The organism is Ciceribacter thiooxidans (assembly GCF_014126615.1).
GTDB classification, from domain to species: Bacteria; Pseudomonadota; Alphaproteobacteria; order Rhizobiales; family Rhizobiaceae; genus Allorhizobium; species Allorhizobium thiooxidans.
The window spans coordinates 627,384-642,885 of record NZ_CP059896.1; the positions used below are offsets into that span (position 1 = coordinate 627,384).

The 15,502-nt window shown below is 63.3% G+C and carries 13 protein-coding genes; 3 read left to right on the plus strand and 10 right to left on the minus strand.

All coding sequences use genetic code 11. The features are described from left to right. The first annotated feature begins 107 nt into the window (after positions 1-107). The gene (locus tag H4I97_RS02845; protein WP_182306443.1) at positions 108-1,562 is read left to right on the plus strand and encodes a glutamate synthase subunit beta; all 1,455 of its coding nucleotides are present in this window, start codon (positions 108-110) and stop codon (positions 1,560-1,562) included. Between the two features lie 51 nt (positions 1,563-1,613). Here the strand turns inward: H4I97_RS02845 and H4I97_RS02850 are convergent, their stop codons facing one another. Together H4I97_RS02850 and H4I97_RS02855 are read right to left on the minus strand one after the other, a co-directional pair. After that, positions 1,614-2,795 carry an SGNH/GDSL hydrolase family protein gene (locus H4I97_RS02850; RefSeq protein ID WP_182306444.1) on the minus strand — a complete coding sequence of 394 codons (1,182 nt, stop codon included), beginning with the start codon at positions 2,793-2,795 and terminating at the stop codon, positions 1,614-1,616. A 76-nt stretch (positions 2,796-2,871) separates the two neighbouring features. After that, on the minus strand, positions 2,872-4,083 hold the full coding sequence (locus H4I97_RS02855) for a lytic murein transglycosylase (RefSeq protein ID WP_182306445.1): 1,212 nt from the start codon (positions 4,081-4,083) through the stop codon (positions 2,872-2,874). Positions 4,084-4,282: 199 nt separating this feature from the next. Here H4I97_RS02855 and galU point away from each other — a divergent pair, with 199 nt between their 5' ends. After that, positions 4,283-5,170: a UTP--glucose-1-phosphate uridylyltransferase GalU gene (gene galU / locus H4I97_RS02860; RefSeq protein ID WP_182306446.1), complete on the plus strand. Its 888-nt coding sequence runs from the start codon at positions 4,283-4,285 to the stop codon at positions 5,168-5,170. 6 nt (positions 5,171-5,176) lie between these two features. Here galU and H4I97_RS02865 read toward each other — a convergent pair whose 3' ends face one another. Together H4I97_RS02865 and H4I97_RS02870 are read right to left on the minus strand one after the other, a co-directional pair. Next, positions 5,177-6,640, minus strand: a complete 1,464-nt coding sequence (locus H4I97_RS02865) for an outer membrane beta-barrel protein (protein WP_244658700.1) — start codon at positions 6,638-6,640, stop codon at positions 5,177-5,179. Between the two features lie 297 nt (positions 6,641-6,937). Further along, positions 6,938-7,216 (minus strand): hypothetical protein, encoded by a 279-nt coding sequence (locus tag H4I97_RS02870; RefSeq protein WP_182306448.1) that lies wholly within the window; start codon positions 7,214-7,216, stop codon positions 6,938-6,940. Between the two features lie 361 nt (positions 7,217-7,577). On the opposite strand from H4I97_RS02870, the gene H4I97_RS02875 reads away from it, so the two are divergent. Beyond that, on the plus strand, positions 7,578-8,573 hold the full coding sequence (locus H4I97_RS02875; protein WP_182306449.1) for a KpsF/GutQ family sugar-phosphate isomerase: 996 nt from the start codon (positions 7,578-7,580) through the stop codon (positions 8,571-8,573). Positions 8,574-8,580: 7 nt separating this feature from the next. On the opposite strand, the gene H4I97_RS02880 is transcribed toward H4I97_RS02875, so the two are convergent. The 6 genes from H4I97_RS02880 to H4I97_RS02900 form a co-directional block, all read right to left on the minus strand. Beyond that, positions 8,581-9,039, minus strand: a complete 459-nt coding sequence (locus H4I97_RS02880) for an NfeD family protein (protein ID WP_182306450.1) — start codon at positions 9,037-9,039, stop codon at positions 8,581-8,583. A gap of 3 nt (positions 9,040-9,042) precedes the next feature. Further along, a complete protein-coding gene (locus H4I97_RS02885; RefSeq protein ID WP_182306451.1) occupies positions 9,043-10,071 on the minus strand; it encodes an SPFH domain-containing protein in 1,029 nt (342 codons plus the stop codon). 91 nt (positions 10,072-10,162) lie between these two features. Next, entirely contained in the window at positions 10,163-11,197 is a 1,035-nt protein-coding gene (hemH, locus tag H4I97_RS02890) for a ferrochelatase (RefSeq protein WP_182306452.1), read from the minus strand. A gap of 123 nt (positions 11,198-11,320) precedes the next feature. Beyond that, positions 11,321-13,165 (minus strand): 5'-nucleotidase C-terminal domain-containing protein, encoded by a 1,845-nt coding sequence (locus tag H4I97_RS02895; RefSeq protein WP_182306453.1) that lies wholly within the window; start codon positions 13,163-13,165, stop codon positions 11,321-11,323. A gap of 284 nt (positions 13,166-13,449) precedes the next feature. Further along, positions 13,450-13,941 (minus strand): outer membrane lipoprotein Omp10, encoded by a 492-nt coding sequence (omp10, locus tag H4I97_RS24955; RefSeq protein WP_483296243.1) that lies wholly within the window; start codon positions 13,939-13,941, stop codon positions 13,450-13,452. Positions 13,942-14,005: 64 nt separating this feature from the next. Beyond that, positions 14,006-15,451, minus strand: coding sequence for a homospermidine synthase (locus H4I97_RS02900; RefSeq protein WP_182306454.1), 1,446 nt, complete (start codon positions 15,449-15,451; stop codon positions 14,006-14,008). Between the last annotated feature and the right edge of the window lie 51 nt (positions 15,452-15,502).

Below are 15,502 nucleotides of genomic sequence, written 5' to 3' on the forward strand. Positions count from 1 at the left end.
GGGACCGCCAGCGGTGCGGGTTGCCTCTTCTCCCCGCTCGCGGGGGAAGGTGCCGGCAGGCGGATGAGGGGCATTTTCGACAGAGAAGTGAATTAGAGGAAAAGCAAATGGGCAAGGTAACAGGCTTCATGGAGATCGACCGGCAGGTGGCGAAGTATCAGCCGGCCTCCGACCGTATCCGCCACTTCCGCGAATTCACGATTCCCATGTCGGATGCCGAAGTCACCAAGCAGGCGGCGCGCTGCATGGATTGCGGCATTCCCTACTGCCACGGTCCGACGGGGTGTCCGGTGCACAACCAGATCCCGGACTGGAACAACCTCGTCTACAACGGCAAGTGGGAAGAGGCGATCCGCAACCTGCATTCGACCAACAACTTCCCGGAATTCACCGGCCGCGTCTGCCCCGCGCCGTGCGAGGAGGCCTGCACGCTTAACCTCGAGGACACGCCGGTCGCCATCAAGACCGTCGAGCAGGCGCTGGCTGACAAGGCTTACGAACTCGGCTTCATCGTGCCGCAGCCGGCGACCGTGCATACCGGCAAGAAGGTCGCGATCATCGGCTCGGGCCCGTCCGGTCTGGCCGCCGCCCAGCAGCTCGGCCGCGCTGGCCACGAGGTGCATGTCTACGAGCGCGAGACCAAGCCCGGCGGCCTGCTGCGCTACGGCATTCCGGATTTCAAGATGGAGAAGAACTTCATCGACCGCCGCGTCGAACAGATGAAGGGCGAGAACGTCACCTTCCACTGCGGCGTCAACATCGGCGTCGACATGGCCGCCGAGAAGCTTCTCGCCGACTATGACGCGGTCCTTTATTGCGGCGGCTCGGAAACTCCGCGCGAGGCCGGCATTCCCGGTGCGGACCTGCACGGCGTCCACGACGCCATGCCGTACCTCGTCCAGCAGAACCGCCGCGTCGGGCGCGAGAACATCGACAGCGTCGGCTGGCCGTCCGATCCGATCCTCGCTGGCGGCAAGCATGTCGTTGTCGTCGGCGGCGGTGACACAGCCTCGGACTGCGTCGGCACCGCCTTCCGCCAGGGCGCCGTGAAGGTGACGCAGCTCGACATTCGTCCGCGTCCGCCGGAAGTCGAGGACAAGCTCGCGATCTGGCCCTTCTGGGCGACGAAGATGCGCACCTCCTCCAGCCAGGCCGAAGGCGCGGTGCGCGAGTTCCAGGTCGGCACGCTCGCCTTCGTCGGAGAGGACGGCGTGCTGACGGGCGTCAAGTGCTGCCAAGTCGACGAGCGCCGCAAGCCGATCGCCGGCTCGGAGTTCATCATCAAGGCCGATCTCGCCTTCATCGCGATCGGTTTCCGCGGTCCCTTCACCGACAGCGTCGTGAAGGAGCTCGACGGCAAGCTCGACATCAACGTCGACCGTCGCGGCTCGTCCAATGTCGTCGCCAACGACAAGGATTACCGGACCTCGATACCGAAGCTCTGGGCGGCCGGCGACGTGCGCCGTGGTCAGTCGCTGGTGGTCTGGGCGATCCGCGAAGGCCGCCAAGCGGCGCGCGCGATCGACGAGGCGCTGATGGGTGAAAGCGTCCTGCCGCGCTGACCGGTAAGAACCGCAGAAGGATCGACGGGCCGCGGCGACGCGGCCCGTTTTCTATTGCAGGACAGTGTTTGCCTGCGGCAGCGCATAGTCGTCGACACGGCCGCGAGGCGGCGGCGGAAGCTGTCCTCTCTGCACCAGGTTCTCGCGCGGGGAGGGGAATGCCGCGGCCGGCGGAGGCTCGTCGCCGAGCAGCTTTGCCGCACCGTCGAGGTCCGGATCGGTGAGGTTGATCGGCTGGGTGGAGACGATGTTCTGCATCTGCGACGGCGGCAGGCTCTTCAGCTCCGGCAGATTGCCGCCGTCGAGCGTCACGAGGTCGGGGCTCGCCATGTCGCCGAGATGCCGACGCGCGGGCTTCTCGACGTAGAAGGCCATCTTGCGCTTGCCGGCGGCGGTGAGATTGATGCCGTCGGACCCGCGTAACCGGACCTGCTGGCCGTTGATGTCCGAGCCGGTGAGGATGAAGCGCCCCTCGGCATCGACGAAGCCTTCCCAGATGTCGATGAACTCGCCGCCATGCGCCTCAACCGTCTTCTGGTAAACGCCGTTCAGCATCAGGGCGTCGGACGTCATGTTCTGCGGCCGGAACGGCGGCATACCGACCCAGAGCAGTGGCAGCTTGCGATCGGTGACGATCTTGGAGAGCGCGGTGATCCTGCCCTCGTATTCCTTCAGCCAGTCCTCGGTGCGGAAGTCTTGCCTGCCGGTCGCCGTCACCATCTGCTGACGGTCATTGGCCCCGATCTCGACCACCACCAGATCGGGCTTCACCTCGTCGAGGATCGAGGGGAGTTCCGTCTGCCAGTTGTAATAGTCCTCGCGGACCAGGCCGGAGGAGCCGTTGCTCTTGCCGATGACGACAACCCCCGCCGAATTGGCGAAGGCTTCGTCGAGGCCCTCCGCAAGACCGCCGGCGATGAAGTCGCCGACGACGAGCACCTTGCGGGCGTTCTCCAGCTTGACGACGGGCGGTGGCGGCGGCGGGGTGGCCGGGCTCGCAACGCTTTTCGGCGCTTTCTTCGGCGCACGTGGCGTCGTGATCTTGCGCCGGGTCGGCAACGGCTCGACCGGCTCTATGTAGCGCGGCCCGCCGAAGAGCATGTCGAGCAGCGTCCTGCGCTCGCGGTATTGTGCCTGCGCGATTTCCGGCGCCGCAAACAGCGGCAGAACGAGGGCGAGCACGGCGAGCCAGAGGCTGCCGCGCCAATGCCTATGTCCACTCTTCTGCCGCATCACGTTCCACCGTCTGGTCGCTTTCCGCCCCGTGTCGCGGGGTCACACTATTCCGGACGTTGACGCCGGCACAATGTCAGTCGCGCAGCGCGTCGAGAAGGCGGCGGGAAGGTTCGCCGTCGACCTGCATCCCGAGCCGCGATTGCAGCGCGGTGATGGCCGCCTTGGAGCCGGAGCCGAAATTGCCGTCGATTTCGCCCTCGTAGTAGCCGAGTGCCTGCAGGCGCGTCTGCAACTCGAACTTCTCCTTGATGTCGAGTGTTCCATCCGGCCTCGGCCACGCCTGCCGCATCCCGCCGTAGCCGGCGATCTCGTCGGCGAGCAGGCCGACTGCCAGAGCGTAGCTGTCCGCCGCATTATAGCGCTTGATGACGAAGAAGTTCTTGGTCATCAGGAAGCCGGGGCCACCAGGACCGCCCGGCATCTTCAGCACCGCGCGGTCGCCGCCGTTCCTGAATCCCTTGCCGTTCGGCCGTGCAAAGCCGAGTTTAGCCCATTCGGCGAGCGTCTTGGTCTTGCCCTCATAGGCGGCGCCGCCCTTCGGCACGGCAATCTCGTAGCCCCAGGTCTTGCCCGGCCGCCAGCCGTTCTTGTCGAGCAGGTTCGCGGAGGTCGCGAGCGCGTCGCTGACCGAATGCCAGATGTCCTTGCGACCATTGCCGTCCGCGTCGACCGCATAGAGCAGATAGCTCGACGGGATGAACTGCGTGTGGCCCATGGCGCCGGCCCAGGAACCCATCAGGTTCTTCGAGGCGACGTCGCCGTTCTGCAGCATCCGGAGCGCGGCGATCAGCTGCTTCTTGGCGTATTTCGAGCGCCTGGGATCGGCATAGGCGAGCGTTGCGAGCGCGGTCGGCACGTGGTGCAACCGTTCCGGCGTCTCGAGGGCCGCGCCGTAGTTCGATTCCATCGACCAGATGGCGAGCAGGACATACCGGTCGACGCCGAAATGCCGTTCCAGCGCGGCGAGCGTCGAGCCGTACTTCGCAGCCATCTCCCGGCCGATCTTCACGGTGTAGGGATTGACCCGCGAATCCAGGTAATCCCAGATCTGTGACTTGAATTCCGGCTGGTAACGCGCCTTTTCCAGCACGGCCGGATCCGGCGATGAAACGCCTGCGAAAGCGGCATTGTAGGTGCGCTCGCTGATGCCGCTCTTGGCCGCGGTGGCATGAAAGCCGTTGACCCATTTCTTGAAGCCGGCGTCGGCCAGGGCGGTGCCCGGCAGCATGAGGGTGGCCAGCGAAATGCCAAGAGCTCCGAGAAGCTTGCGGTTCTGTCTGGTCATTGGAACTTCCCCGTTGTGTTACGGTTCATTTTCCAGCCTTGGTGAGGGCTGTTCACCTCAGGTTAAGGCAATTGCGTCAACAAATTCTTTACCATGGCGCGTCGGTCCAGCACAGGCCTTTGCGAAATGGCGGCAAATATATAAGAGTTCGCAGGCGTGAGAACGAGGCGTCTGCCGGCATGTCCTCAAGGAGGGACGAGTGGTTCAACATAACAAGCTCCGTAAGGCTGTTTTCCCCGTCGCGGGCCTCGGCACGCGCTTCCTTCCCGCCACCAAGGCGGTTCCGAAGGAAATGCTGACGGTCGTCGACAAACCCGTCATCCAGTACGTGGTCGACGAGGCGGCAGAAGCCGGGATCGAGCATTTCGTCTTCGTTACGGGGCGCGGCAAGGGTGTCATCGAGGACTATTTCGACATCCAGTTCGAGCTGGAGCAGACGCTGAAAGCAAGAAACAAGAACGCCGAACTGACCCTGCTCTCCGGTCTCTTGCCGAAGGCGGGCTCCGCGAGCTTCACGCGTCAGCAGGAGCCGCTTGGGCTCGGCCACGCCGTCTGGTGCGCCCGCGACATCGTCGGCGGTGAGCCCTTCGCACTGCTGTTGCCCGACATGATCATGCGGGCCGAGAAGGGTTGCCTCAAGGGCATGGTCGAGCTTTACGAGAAGACCGGCGGCAACGTCATCGCGGTCGAGGAATGCGCGCCCGATCAAGCCCACAAATACGGCATCGTCGGTGTCGGCGAGCAGCTCGAAGGCGGTTTCCGCATCACCGAAATGGTCGAGAAGCCAGCGAAGGGCACGGCTCCGTCGAACTTCTTCATCAACGGCCGTTATATCCTCCAGCCGGAGATCTTCGCGATCCTCGAAACGCAGGAGCGCGGTGCCGGCAACGAGATCCAGTTGACCGACGGCATGCTGAAGCTCGCAAAGACGCAAGCCTTCGCGGGCTACCACTTCAAGGGACAGACCTTCGACTGCGGCGCCAAGGACGGGTTCATCCTCGCCAATGTCAGCTTCGCCATCGAGCGGGCCGACATTCGCCCGACGATCGAGGAGCCGCTCAAGGCCCTTCTCGCCGCCCTCAAATAGGGCGGCTCAGCGCTTGGTCGTCAGGCCGACCACGGCGTTCCAGGTTTCGGAGTCGGTTGCGGATCGCCGGTCGGTGTATTCGTAGCCGACGTCCGCGGTCAGGTCGACGTAACGGTTGAGGCTGTAGCTCAGGCCCGCACCTGCGGTGTACTTGACGCTGTCGGAGACGCCGGCATCCGACGGGTAGTCGGTCCAGGCCGTGCCGCCGGAAAGGCGGGCGACCAGATCGCTGCGCAACTGATGCGTGACCGTGGTGTCGAGTGCGTAGATGACCGCGCCGCTGACGCCTGCCGTCGTCGACGGGTCGATCGTCGTGGAAAGCCGGAGGTCGACGTCGGTGCCGCGATGCGGCGACCAAGCGATGTTGCCGTCGACTGTCATGGCCGCGATGTCGTCGAGGCGGCTGTCGTCGAAATCCTGAATGCGGTAGCCGAGGGAGAGTTCTCCTCTCAGTTTCTCACCGAAATCCGAGGTGATGCCGGCCTTTGCCGCATAGACGTCCGCCGAACGGGCATATCCGCCCGAGTCGGTCTTCTCGTCGTAGAGGACGCGCCCGATCGATGCCTCTAGGAAGGGAATGAGCGCCGGGGAAATTTCATAGCCGAGCCGCGCGCGAAGCGTGCCCGCCGTCCGGTTTCGTTCGGAAAGTGAGACCTTGGTGCCGTCGGAGAGCTCGGCATCCGAATAGAGCCAGCGTTCGACGTCGGCACCGAGCGTTCCCCGCAGCCGTCCGAAATCGTGTTCGACGGAGGTGCCGCCGGTGAAATGGTGAATGCCGGACTGGACGGAGGCACCCGCGATCGCGTTCGGGTCGCTGGTGTCCTCGCGGCTGAAGCCGTAGCCGGCGCGCAGATGCGCGGTTGTGCTGTCGGAAAGATCGAGGCGCAGGTCAGCGTCGATATTGGCGCGCGGGTCGGTCGCACCGTCGCCGGAGAGATTGCGCTGCCAGTAACCTTCGCCGGTGACGGTCAGCTGGTGGCGGGACCAGTCGGAGGTGAGCGATCCCTTGAGGCCGGACTCCCAGAAGGTCCGCTGCTGTTTGTCTCCGCCTGTCCGGTTCGATTCGACGCCGAGCCTCTGGCTGAAGGCGGGGCGCAACGTCAAAGTGCCGAGCCGCACGCCGGGCGCTTCGGCATCGTCCGGCGTCGTGCGTTCCGGGGCGTACTGGACGGGAGACTCGCGAAGGTTCAGCCGCCCCATATCGGCAGCCTCCGGGTCCTCCGAAGGGACCGAGCCGGTCACGGTGTCAGCGGCCGCATCCGGCTCCGTCGGCTGACCGGCCTTGCGGGCGGTGGCAGGCGCGGTCGTGTCCATCGCCGGCGCGGTCCCACCGGTGGCTGCGCCTGTCGCAAGCGTGTCCTGGCCCTGACCCTGGTCGGCAGCGGAAGCCGGCAGCGGCTGCCACACGGCCTGTGCAGCCGCCGGCGAGGCGGCGGCGGCAAGACTGCCCGCGGTCAGGCAGGCGGCCAACAGGCGTGACGCCTGCGGGCGTCTTCCTCCGGCTCCGCTTCTTGCGATTGAATTCATGGGGTCCAGGCTCGGCGATCGCTTGAAAATGCTTACCCAAACGTAAAGCGTACCGCTGCTTTGCAGACATAGCCTTGATGAGCTAAGTACGTGTTTTCACAGAGCAAACTTCACCCTCGGTATTCAATCCCTATTGTGCGGGCGAAGCACTAATTTATGGTTAACAGTTGGTGAAAAAGAGGGCGCCGCCGGCGGTAGTACTCACCGTTCGTCTTAGCCGGTGGGTTCGCGTGCTGCAGATTAAAAAGGTACCGAGGAGTCCTGGTTAAGGAGGGAGCGAGGCTCGGGCGGAACTGAGTTCTGATCCGGCATGATTTCGATCCGGACTGGTGGACGGCTGATCAAGGATACGAATTCATCAGTTGGCCAAATTGCCGCGAAGATTTCTTCAATTGTAGCAGAGGGTTCGAACGCGAAACTTTTCATGTAAGAATTGGCCGGGTTACCGACATTATCGGCGGGTTCGAAGTAGTGTGCGACGGCGACAAATTTCGCTGCTTTGTGGCTCATTCGGTCCATTGCGAATCTCCTTTACGGAAAAAAGATATCACGACTGAAGAGCGAGTAGTCGGGTTATCCCCGATATCCTGTAGACCTATCTTTTCAATCCGCCCAGGCGTCGGGACAAACTGTGCTGGCCCATACGGTTAGTCCACATTCTGGGGCTTATGGATTGGGGGACTATCCTAATATGTCGATTTCCGAATAGCCGACTAAAGCCATGTGGTTAACGTTTGGTTGCGACCGTACCCGCCGCAGCACGGTGCCGGGCCGCCTCCTGTGGCAGCGACGCCACCAGGTTGTGCAAGATGTGTGGACCGAAAGCCGCAGCAGGCATGGAAATGTGGACAAGAAAAGGCAAAAGCAGTATGGGTCGCCCATGATCAAGCGCGCTGTCAAACTCGTCGAAGCCGGGGCTATCGAATCCGCCCTGCGCACCGTTGCAACTGAAAAGAGTGGTCTGGACGCCCTTCAAGGTGCCCTCACCGGATCCCTCGCGGGTCCCTTCTGCAACGCGATCAAGGTGATCGGCAGCATTTCCGGCCGCGTCGTCGTCAGCGGCGTCGGCAAGAGCGGCCATATCGGCTCCAAGATCGCCGCGACCTTCGCGTCGACCGGCACGCCGTCCTTCTTCGTCCATCCGGTGGAAGCCAATCACGGCGACCTCGGCATGATCGCCCGCGACGACGTGATCCTCGCGATGTCGTGGAGCGGCGAAAGCACCGAACTGCACGGCATCCTCTCCTATTCGCGGCGCTTCTCCATTCCGCTGATTGCGATGACGGCCGGCGAGACCTCGACGCTCGCGCGCGAGGCCGACATCGTGCTTCTGCTGCCCAAGGAGCAGGAAGCCTGCCCCCACGGTCTCGCACCGACGACCTCGACGATGATGCAGCTTGCCATGGGTGACGCGCTCGCCGTTGCGCTCCTCGAAGCGCGCGGCTTCACGGCGCTCGATTTCCGCACCTTCCATCCGGGCGGCAAGCTCGGCGCGATGCTGACGCACGTGACCGACATCATGCACACCGGTGACAGCATCCCGCTCGTCCCGCTCGGCACCTCGATGCCGGATGCGATCACCATGCTGTCAATGAAGCGCTTCGGCTGCGTCGGCGTCGTCGATGGGCAGGGCACGCTCTGCGGCATCGTCACCGACGGCGACATCGCCCGTCATCTCGATCGCAATCTCGCGGGGCTGACCGTGGATGACGTGATGACCCGCAATCCGAAGATCGTCGCACCCTCGACGCTTGCGACGAGCGCGATGGGTCTGCTCAACCAGCACAACATCTCGGCGCTCTTCGTCGCCGACGAGGACCGCACGCCGCTCGGCATCGTGCACTTCCACGACCTGCTGCGGATCGGCGTCGCCTGATCTCCGGTCAGGCCGCCTCCACCACCAGATCCCGTCCCGTTCCCGAAACGACCTTCACCCTGGTGCCCGCCGGCAGGTCCGGTCCCATGACCGACCAGTAAGTGTCGTCGAGGCGGATACGTCCGCGCCCCTCGACGATCGGTTCGGCAAGAGTGGCCGTCCGCCCGACGAGGCTCGCGCCCCGCTGGTTGAGCAGCGGTTCGTCCGTTATCTGCGCGCCCGAGGACAGGAAGCGGCGGCCGGCGAAGGTCGCAGCCACGGCGAGCACGGCGAAGACGAGAAACTGCAGCTGCCAGACCCAGAAGCCCATCGTCCAGAGCAGGATGGACAGGAGGCCTGTCAGCAGTGCGGCGGCCCCGATCCAGACGAGAAAGACGCCGGGCAAGGCCAGCTCGGCAGCGAGCAGAAGGAAGCCGAAGAGCCACCAGCTCCATGGGCCGAGTTCGCTGATCAGGCGCATCAGCATGGCTCAGGTCTCCTCGCTCGGCCGGTCGGTCGCGAAGGGATTCACCGCCGGCGTCGTACGGGCCGATGTCGAACGGGCAGGGGCCATGCGCGGGCGGGGTGGCTGCGCAGGTGCCTCGCCGAAGACCTCGCGGGCGATGGCGCCGATGCCGCCGAGCGTGCCGATGAGGCTCGAGGCTTCCATCGGCATCAGCACGATCTTCGAATTGGAGGCCGTGCCGATCGAGGTCATCGCCTCGGTATATTTCTGCGCCACGAAGTAGTTGATCGCGTTGATGTCGCCGGCGGCGATCGCCTGCGAAACCATCTGCGTCGCCTTGGCTTCGGCCTCCGCCAGACGTTCGCGGGCCTCGGCCTCACGGTAGGCGGCCTCGCGCTGGCCTTCCGCTTCCAGGATGGCGGATTGCTTGGCACCTTCGGCGCGCAGGATCTGCGCGTTGCGATAGCCTTCGGCTTCGAGAACCTGGGCGCGCTTTTCGCGTTCCGCCTTCATCTGTCGTGCCATGGCGTCGACGAGGTCTACCGGCGGGCGGATGTCCTTGATCTCGATGCGGGTGACCTTGATGCCCCAGGGGCCGACCGCCTCGTCGACGACCCTGAGCAGCCGCTCGTTGATCTGCTCGCGATTGGAGAGCAATTCGTCGAGATCCATCGAACCCATGACCGAACGGATGTTGGTCATGGTGAGGTTGAGGATCGCGTTTTCGAGATTGGCGACCTGATAGGCCGCCTGTGCGGCGTTCAGCACCTGGTAGAAGGCCACCGCGTCGGCGGAGACGCTGGCATTGTCCTTGGTGATGACCTCCTGGGTCGGAACATCCAGCACCTGTTCCATGACGTTCAGCTTGGCGCCGATCCGCTCGATGAACGGGACGATCAGGTTGAGGCCCGGTTCCAGCGTGCGGGTATAACGGCCGAAGCGCTCGATGGTGTAGCGGAAGCCCTGCGGCACCGTCTTGATCCCGGCAAACAGGACCAGGATGACGAGCGCCACGAGCGCAATGACGACGATATCTGAACCGGCGAGACCCATTTCTGCCCTCCTCTATACGGTGTAGGCCAATTGATCACTTCGGCACGTTAAGCGCAAGAAACAACAGCGGGAATTCGTCGGGGCTGGAGTGTCAGACCCAGCCTTGCAGTTCCCGGCGCACAACTTTTTCGAGCACGCGCATGCCTTCGGGGCTGTCGTTGAGGCAGGGGATGTGGACGAACTTTTCACCGCCGTGCTCGTGGAAGCTTTCAGCGGCCTCGCCGGCGATTTCCTCCAGCGTCTCCAGACAGTCGGACACGAAGCCCGGATTGATGACGGCGATCCGCTTCACGCCTTCCGTGGCGAGTTTCTCGACGGTCTTGTCGGTGTAGGGCTGCAGCCACTCCTCCGGCCCGAACCGCGACTGGAAGGTTACCATGAACCTGTCCTTCGGCAGACCGAGACGCTCGCGCAGCAGCCGTCCGGTCTTCTGGCAGAAACAGTGATAGGGGTCGCCCTGCTTGAAGTAGGATTGCGGGATACCGTGGAAGGAGGCGAGCAGCATTTCCGGCTGCCAGTCGAGACCGGCGAGCGTCTTTTCCACCGACACCGCCAATGCGTCGATGTATTCCGGGTCGTCATGGTATTGCGGCACGGTGCGCAGCGCCGGCTGCCAGCGCATCGCCATCAGCTTCTCGAAGGCCTTGTCGTTGACGGTCGCCGTCGTCGAGGCGGCATATTGCGGATAGAGCGGGAAGAGCAGGATCTTGTCGCAGCCAGCCGCCTGCAGCGCGTCGATCTTCGTGGCGATCGACGGCTGGCCGTAGCGCATTGCCCAGTCGACGACGACGTCCGGCAGGTCCCGGAGTGCCTCGGTCAGGAGGTCCGACTGGTTGCGCGTATAGGTGCGCAGGTAGCTCTCGTCCTTTTCCTTGTTCCAGATTTCGGCATAGGCTTTGCCGACCTTCTGGGGACGGGTGTTGAGAACGATGCCGAAGAGGATCGGGTACCACTTCCACGGCGACCATTCGATGACGCGCCTGTCTGTCAGGAACTCCCTCAGGTAACGCCGCATCGACGTGTAGTCGGTGCCATCCGGCGTGCCGAGATTGACCAGAAGGACGCCGACCTTTCCGAAGCGAACGGGCGGGTGATTGGCGGGCAGGTGGGTGAGGTCGGCTGTCATCGTTTAGTCCTGATCCTGTGTCGCTCTTGGCGGGGTACCAAGCGTCGCGTGTAAGACTTTACTTAAAAAGAAAAGCCGGTCCGGGGAAGCCCGGACCGGCGGCTCGACAACATCAAAGTGACGTTACTTCGAAGGGACCTCGAGTTCCTGGCCGACCATCAGGAAGTCGGGGTTCTTCAGCTTGTTGGCTTCGGCGATCTTCGACCACATCATGCCGTCGCCGAAGAGTTCCTTGGCGATTTTCCAGAGGCTGTCGCCGGCGGTCACCGAATAGGTCTTGACGGTCGCAACCGCCGCATCGGCCGGCGCCGGTGCCGGCGTTTCCGTCGCGGGAGCGGTGGCTGCCGGGGCCTGTGCGGCGCCTGCGACTTCCGCGACGCGGCCGTCGGTATACGGCTTGTAGGGGCTGTTCTTGGCGATGTAATCGGCCACCACCGTTTCCAGGCCCGGACCGTAGTCGTAAGCATTCGTCCCGGCGGTCGCGAAGATCTTGTAGCCATCGCCGCCGGCGCGCATGTAGTTGTTGGTCGCGACACCATAGGTCTTGGCCGGATCGAGCGGAACGAACGCGTCACCGTCCTTGACCTCGACGGAGATCACGCGACTGCCAGCCGGCTTCGACTTGTCGAAGCTGTATTTCAGGCCGGAGACCTGCGGGAAGCGGCCGGCGCCTTCCTCGATCTGGCCGAGGCCGTTCTCGAGCGCGGCGACGATATCGGCGCCTTTCAGACGGAAGGTGGCGAGCGTGTTCTGGAACGGCAGCACGCTCAGCACTTCGCCCATGGTGACGACGCCGCCGTCGATCGAGGCGCGCAGACCGCCGCCGTTCTGGATGGCGATCGTCACGCCCTGATCCTTGACGCGGTCGACCATGGCGTCGGCGACCAGATTGCCCATCGAGCATTCCTGGACGCGGCAGACCTCGCGCGAGCCGTCGATGACGTCGGCCGACTGGCCGATTTCCTTCTTCTTCAGTTCCTCGATCGGGCCGGCCAGTTCAGCAACCTTTGCGGTGTAGCCTTCATCCGGCTTGACGGAGGCATCGAGGAGCTTCGGCGCGCCTTCCGCGGACTTGACCACGCCGGCATCGTCGAAGACGACCTTCAGATCGCCGAGATACTTCGAATAGGCGTAGGCGGTCACGATCGGCACATCGACACCCGCTGGCGACTTGACCAGTGTCGGGTAGGGGCCGGCAGCCTTCTCGTCGGTGCTCGACAAGAGCGTGTGGCTGTGCCCGCCGACGATCACGTCGATGCCGTCGACAGCTTTGGCGATCTCCTGGTCCTTGACGTAGCCGACATGCGAGAGCAGCACGATCTTGTTGACGCCGGTCGCCTCGATTTCCTTCACCGCGTCCTTCAGGTAGCCGATCTCGTCGGCGAAGAGCACATCCTTGCCGGGCGAGGAGGTTTCGTCGGTATCGCTTGCCAGCACCGAGACGATCGCGACCTTCTCACCGCCGAATTCCTTGACGATGTAGGGCTTGTACTTGTCGGCGATCGGCGTGTTGAGGCCGGCGAGCGTATTGCCGGAGATCATCGGGAACTTCAGCGCCGCGATGAAGCGGGCGAGCTCTTCCGGGCCGTCGTCGAATTCGTGGTTGCCGATCGCCATGGCGTCGAAGCCGATGCCGTTCATGAAGTCGGCGATCGGGGCGCTCTTGTAGGTCGTATAGAAGAGGGAGCCCTGGAACTGGTCGCCGGCGTCGAGGACGAGCACGTTACCGCCCGAGAGCTCGCTGCGGCGGGTGTCGATCGCGGTCTTCACGCGGGCGATGCCGCCGAAGCACTCGTTCTTGCCGGCCTCTTCCTCCGAGCAGGTCGAATCATACTTGTTGATCGCCTCGATACGCGAGTGGAAGTCGTTGATGTGCAGGATGTTCAGCTCGAAGTCCGCAAAGGCAGCGCCCGCCGAAAGGGCAAGCGCGGAGACACTCAACAGGCCCAATTGAAATTGTTTCAACATCGGTTTTCTCCTGGTATCTGCGGCTTTCTTATTCAGCCGCCGTTCGTATTCCGCTCGGTATTCAAGGGACTTCACTTCGGCGCGATGTTTCCACCAAGTTCTGGAGACCGCAAGAGCAAATACACGTCGCCCTATCGTCCGGCACAGACGTGGTAAACCGGCGAGGCGACATGCGCGTGAAGGGAAGGCGGGTGCGTTTTCAGGACGCGCCAAGCAGAGCAAGACACACAAGGAGACACCGGACTGTCAGCCCGGCGTATCCTCTGCGAAAACCGGAGGTGGGACTAGGACCGGCGGGCGAGCGAGAACTGCTTTCCCTCCTGAGTAGTACAATTCAGCTGACTACCAACGCCTACGCTGCAATTAACCAGCGAGCTAGTTTTGCTGTAGTTCGAGAACATGTTGAGTTGGTAGATGCCGTCAGATTGCGCGACGTACGTGCCCGAGGCCATCAACGTGTTTGTTCCGTCAGCAGTTCTTGTTTCGAATCGTCCATTCGAGAATGTCGACAAAAGTCCGTTAGCGTCGACCCACGTGCCTTCGACGGTCGGCGCCTGGCGAACCGGCGGCAGCGGTCGCGGGCCACTGGAGTAGCATGCCGACAACGCGGTGGCACATACAAGCAGAACGCCGAGATTCCTGATTTTCATTCCTGTTTCCCCACATGGTCTGGGCCAGCCTGTGACCCGGAACCATGCCGCCAACAAATGGTGAAAGCAAGGCCAAGTATCCGCCTTTGCGCGGTTTTCCAATGCCGAGCGTCGTCGTTTAACCATTGCCAAAAGAAAACCCGCCGCGGAGCGCGGCGGGCGAAGGTCTGTCTTTCCTGATCTCGGTGGATCAGCGAACGAGGATGTTTTTGAACTGCCACGGGTCCTTGGTGTCGAGATCTTCCGGGAAGAGGCCGGGGCGACCGTCGAGCGGCGTCCAGTCGGTATAATGTCCCTCGACCGGACCGAGATAAGGCGACTGGACTTCAAGGCAGCGCTTGTAGTCCATCTCGTCGGCCTCGACGATGCCGGCTTCCGGGTTTTCGAGCGCCCAGACCATGCCGGCGAGCACCGCGGAGGAAACCTGCAGGCCGGTGGCGTTCTGGTAGGGGGCGATGCGGCGGGTCTCTTCGACCGACAGGCGCGAGCCATACCAGTAGGCGTTCTTCTCGTGGCCGTAGAGCAGCACGCCGAGTTCGTCGATGCCGTCGACCAGTTCATCCTCGTCAAGCACGTGCAGCACCGGCTGTGCGTTGCCGCCGTTGCCGAACATCTCATGCAGCGAGAGTACCGCGTCGTTCGCCGGGTGGTAGGCATAGTGGCAGGTCGGGCGGAAGGTCACTTCGCCGTCCTTGTCGCGAACCGTGAAGTAATCGGCGATCGAGATCGACTCGTTGTGCGTGACGAGGAAGCCGTATTGCGCGCCCGGCGTCGGGCACCAGCTCCGCACGCGGGTGTTCGCGCCCGGCTGTTCCAGGTAGATCGCGGCCTTGCAGCCCTTCTTGTGCTTCTTGGCGTTCTTCGGCATCCACTTCTCGTGGGTGCCCCAGCCGAGCTCGGCCGGCTGCAGGCCTTCCGAGATGAAGCCCTCGACCGACCAGGTGTTCCAGAAGACGTCGAGCGGCTTCGGATGCTTGGTGCGCTGGGTGTCGCGCTCGGCGATGTGGACGCCCTTGACGCCGACCTTCTTCATCAGGCGGGCCCAGCCTTCGCGGTCGTTCTGGTCCGGTTCGTCGAACTTGAGGCCAATTTCGTTGGCGAGGTTGACCAGCGCCTGCTTGACGAACCAGGACACCATGCCCGGATTGGCGCCACAGGTGGAGACGGCGGTGGTGCCGCCGGGATTCTTCTTCTTTTCCTGCCGGGCGGTTTCGCGCAGCGCATAGTTGGTGCGGTCGGCATTCTTCATGTTCTTGTCGAAATAGAAGCCGAGCCAGGGTTCTACGACGGTGTCGATATAGAGCACGCCGAGCTTGCGGCAGAGCCTCATGAGATCGAGCGAGCCGGTGTCGACGGAAAGGTTGACGCAGAAGCCCTGGCCGGTGCCGTCGGTCAGAAGTGGCGTCAGCAGCGTCTTGTAGTTGTCCTTGGTGACATGCGCCTGGATGTGGCGGACGCCGTGCTCGGCGAGCAGCGGAGCTTCGTCGTTGCGCGGGTCGATGACGACCATTCGGCTCTTGTCGAACTTGAAGTGGCGTTCGATCAGCGGCAGGGTGCCGCGGCCGATGGAGCCGAAGCCGATCATCACGATCGGGCCCGTGATCTCTGCATGAACCGGATAGTCTTGCTTGCTCATTCCACTCTCCTTCAGATGCGCAGTCCACCGCGCGGGCCTTGCAGAACCTCG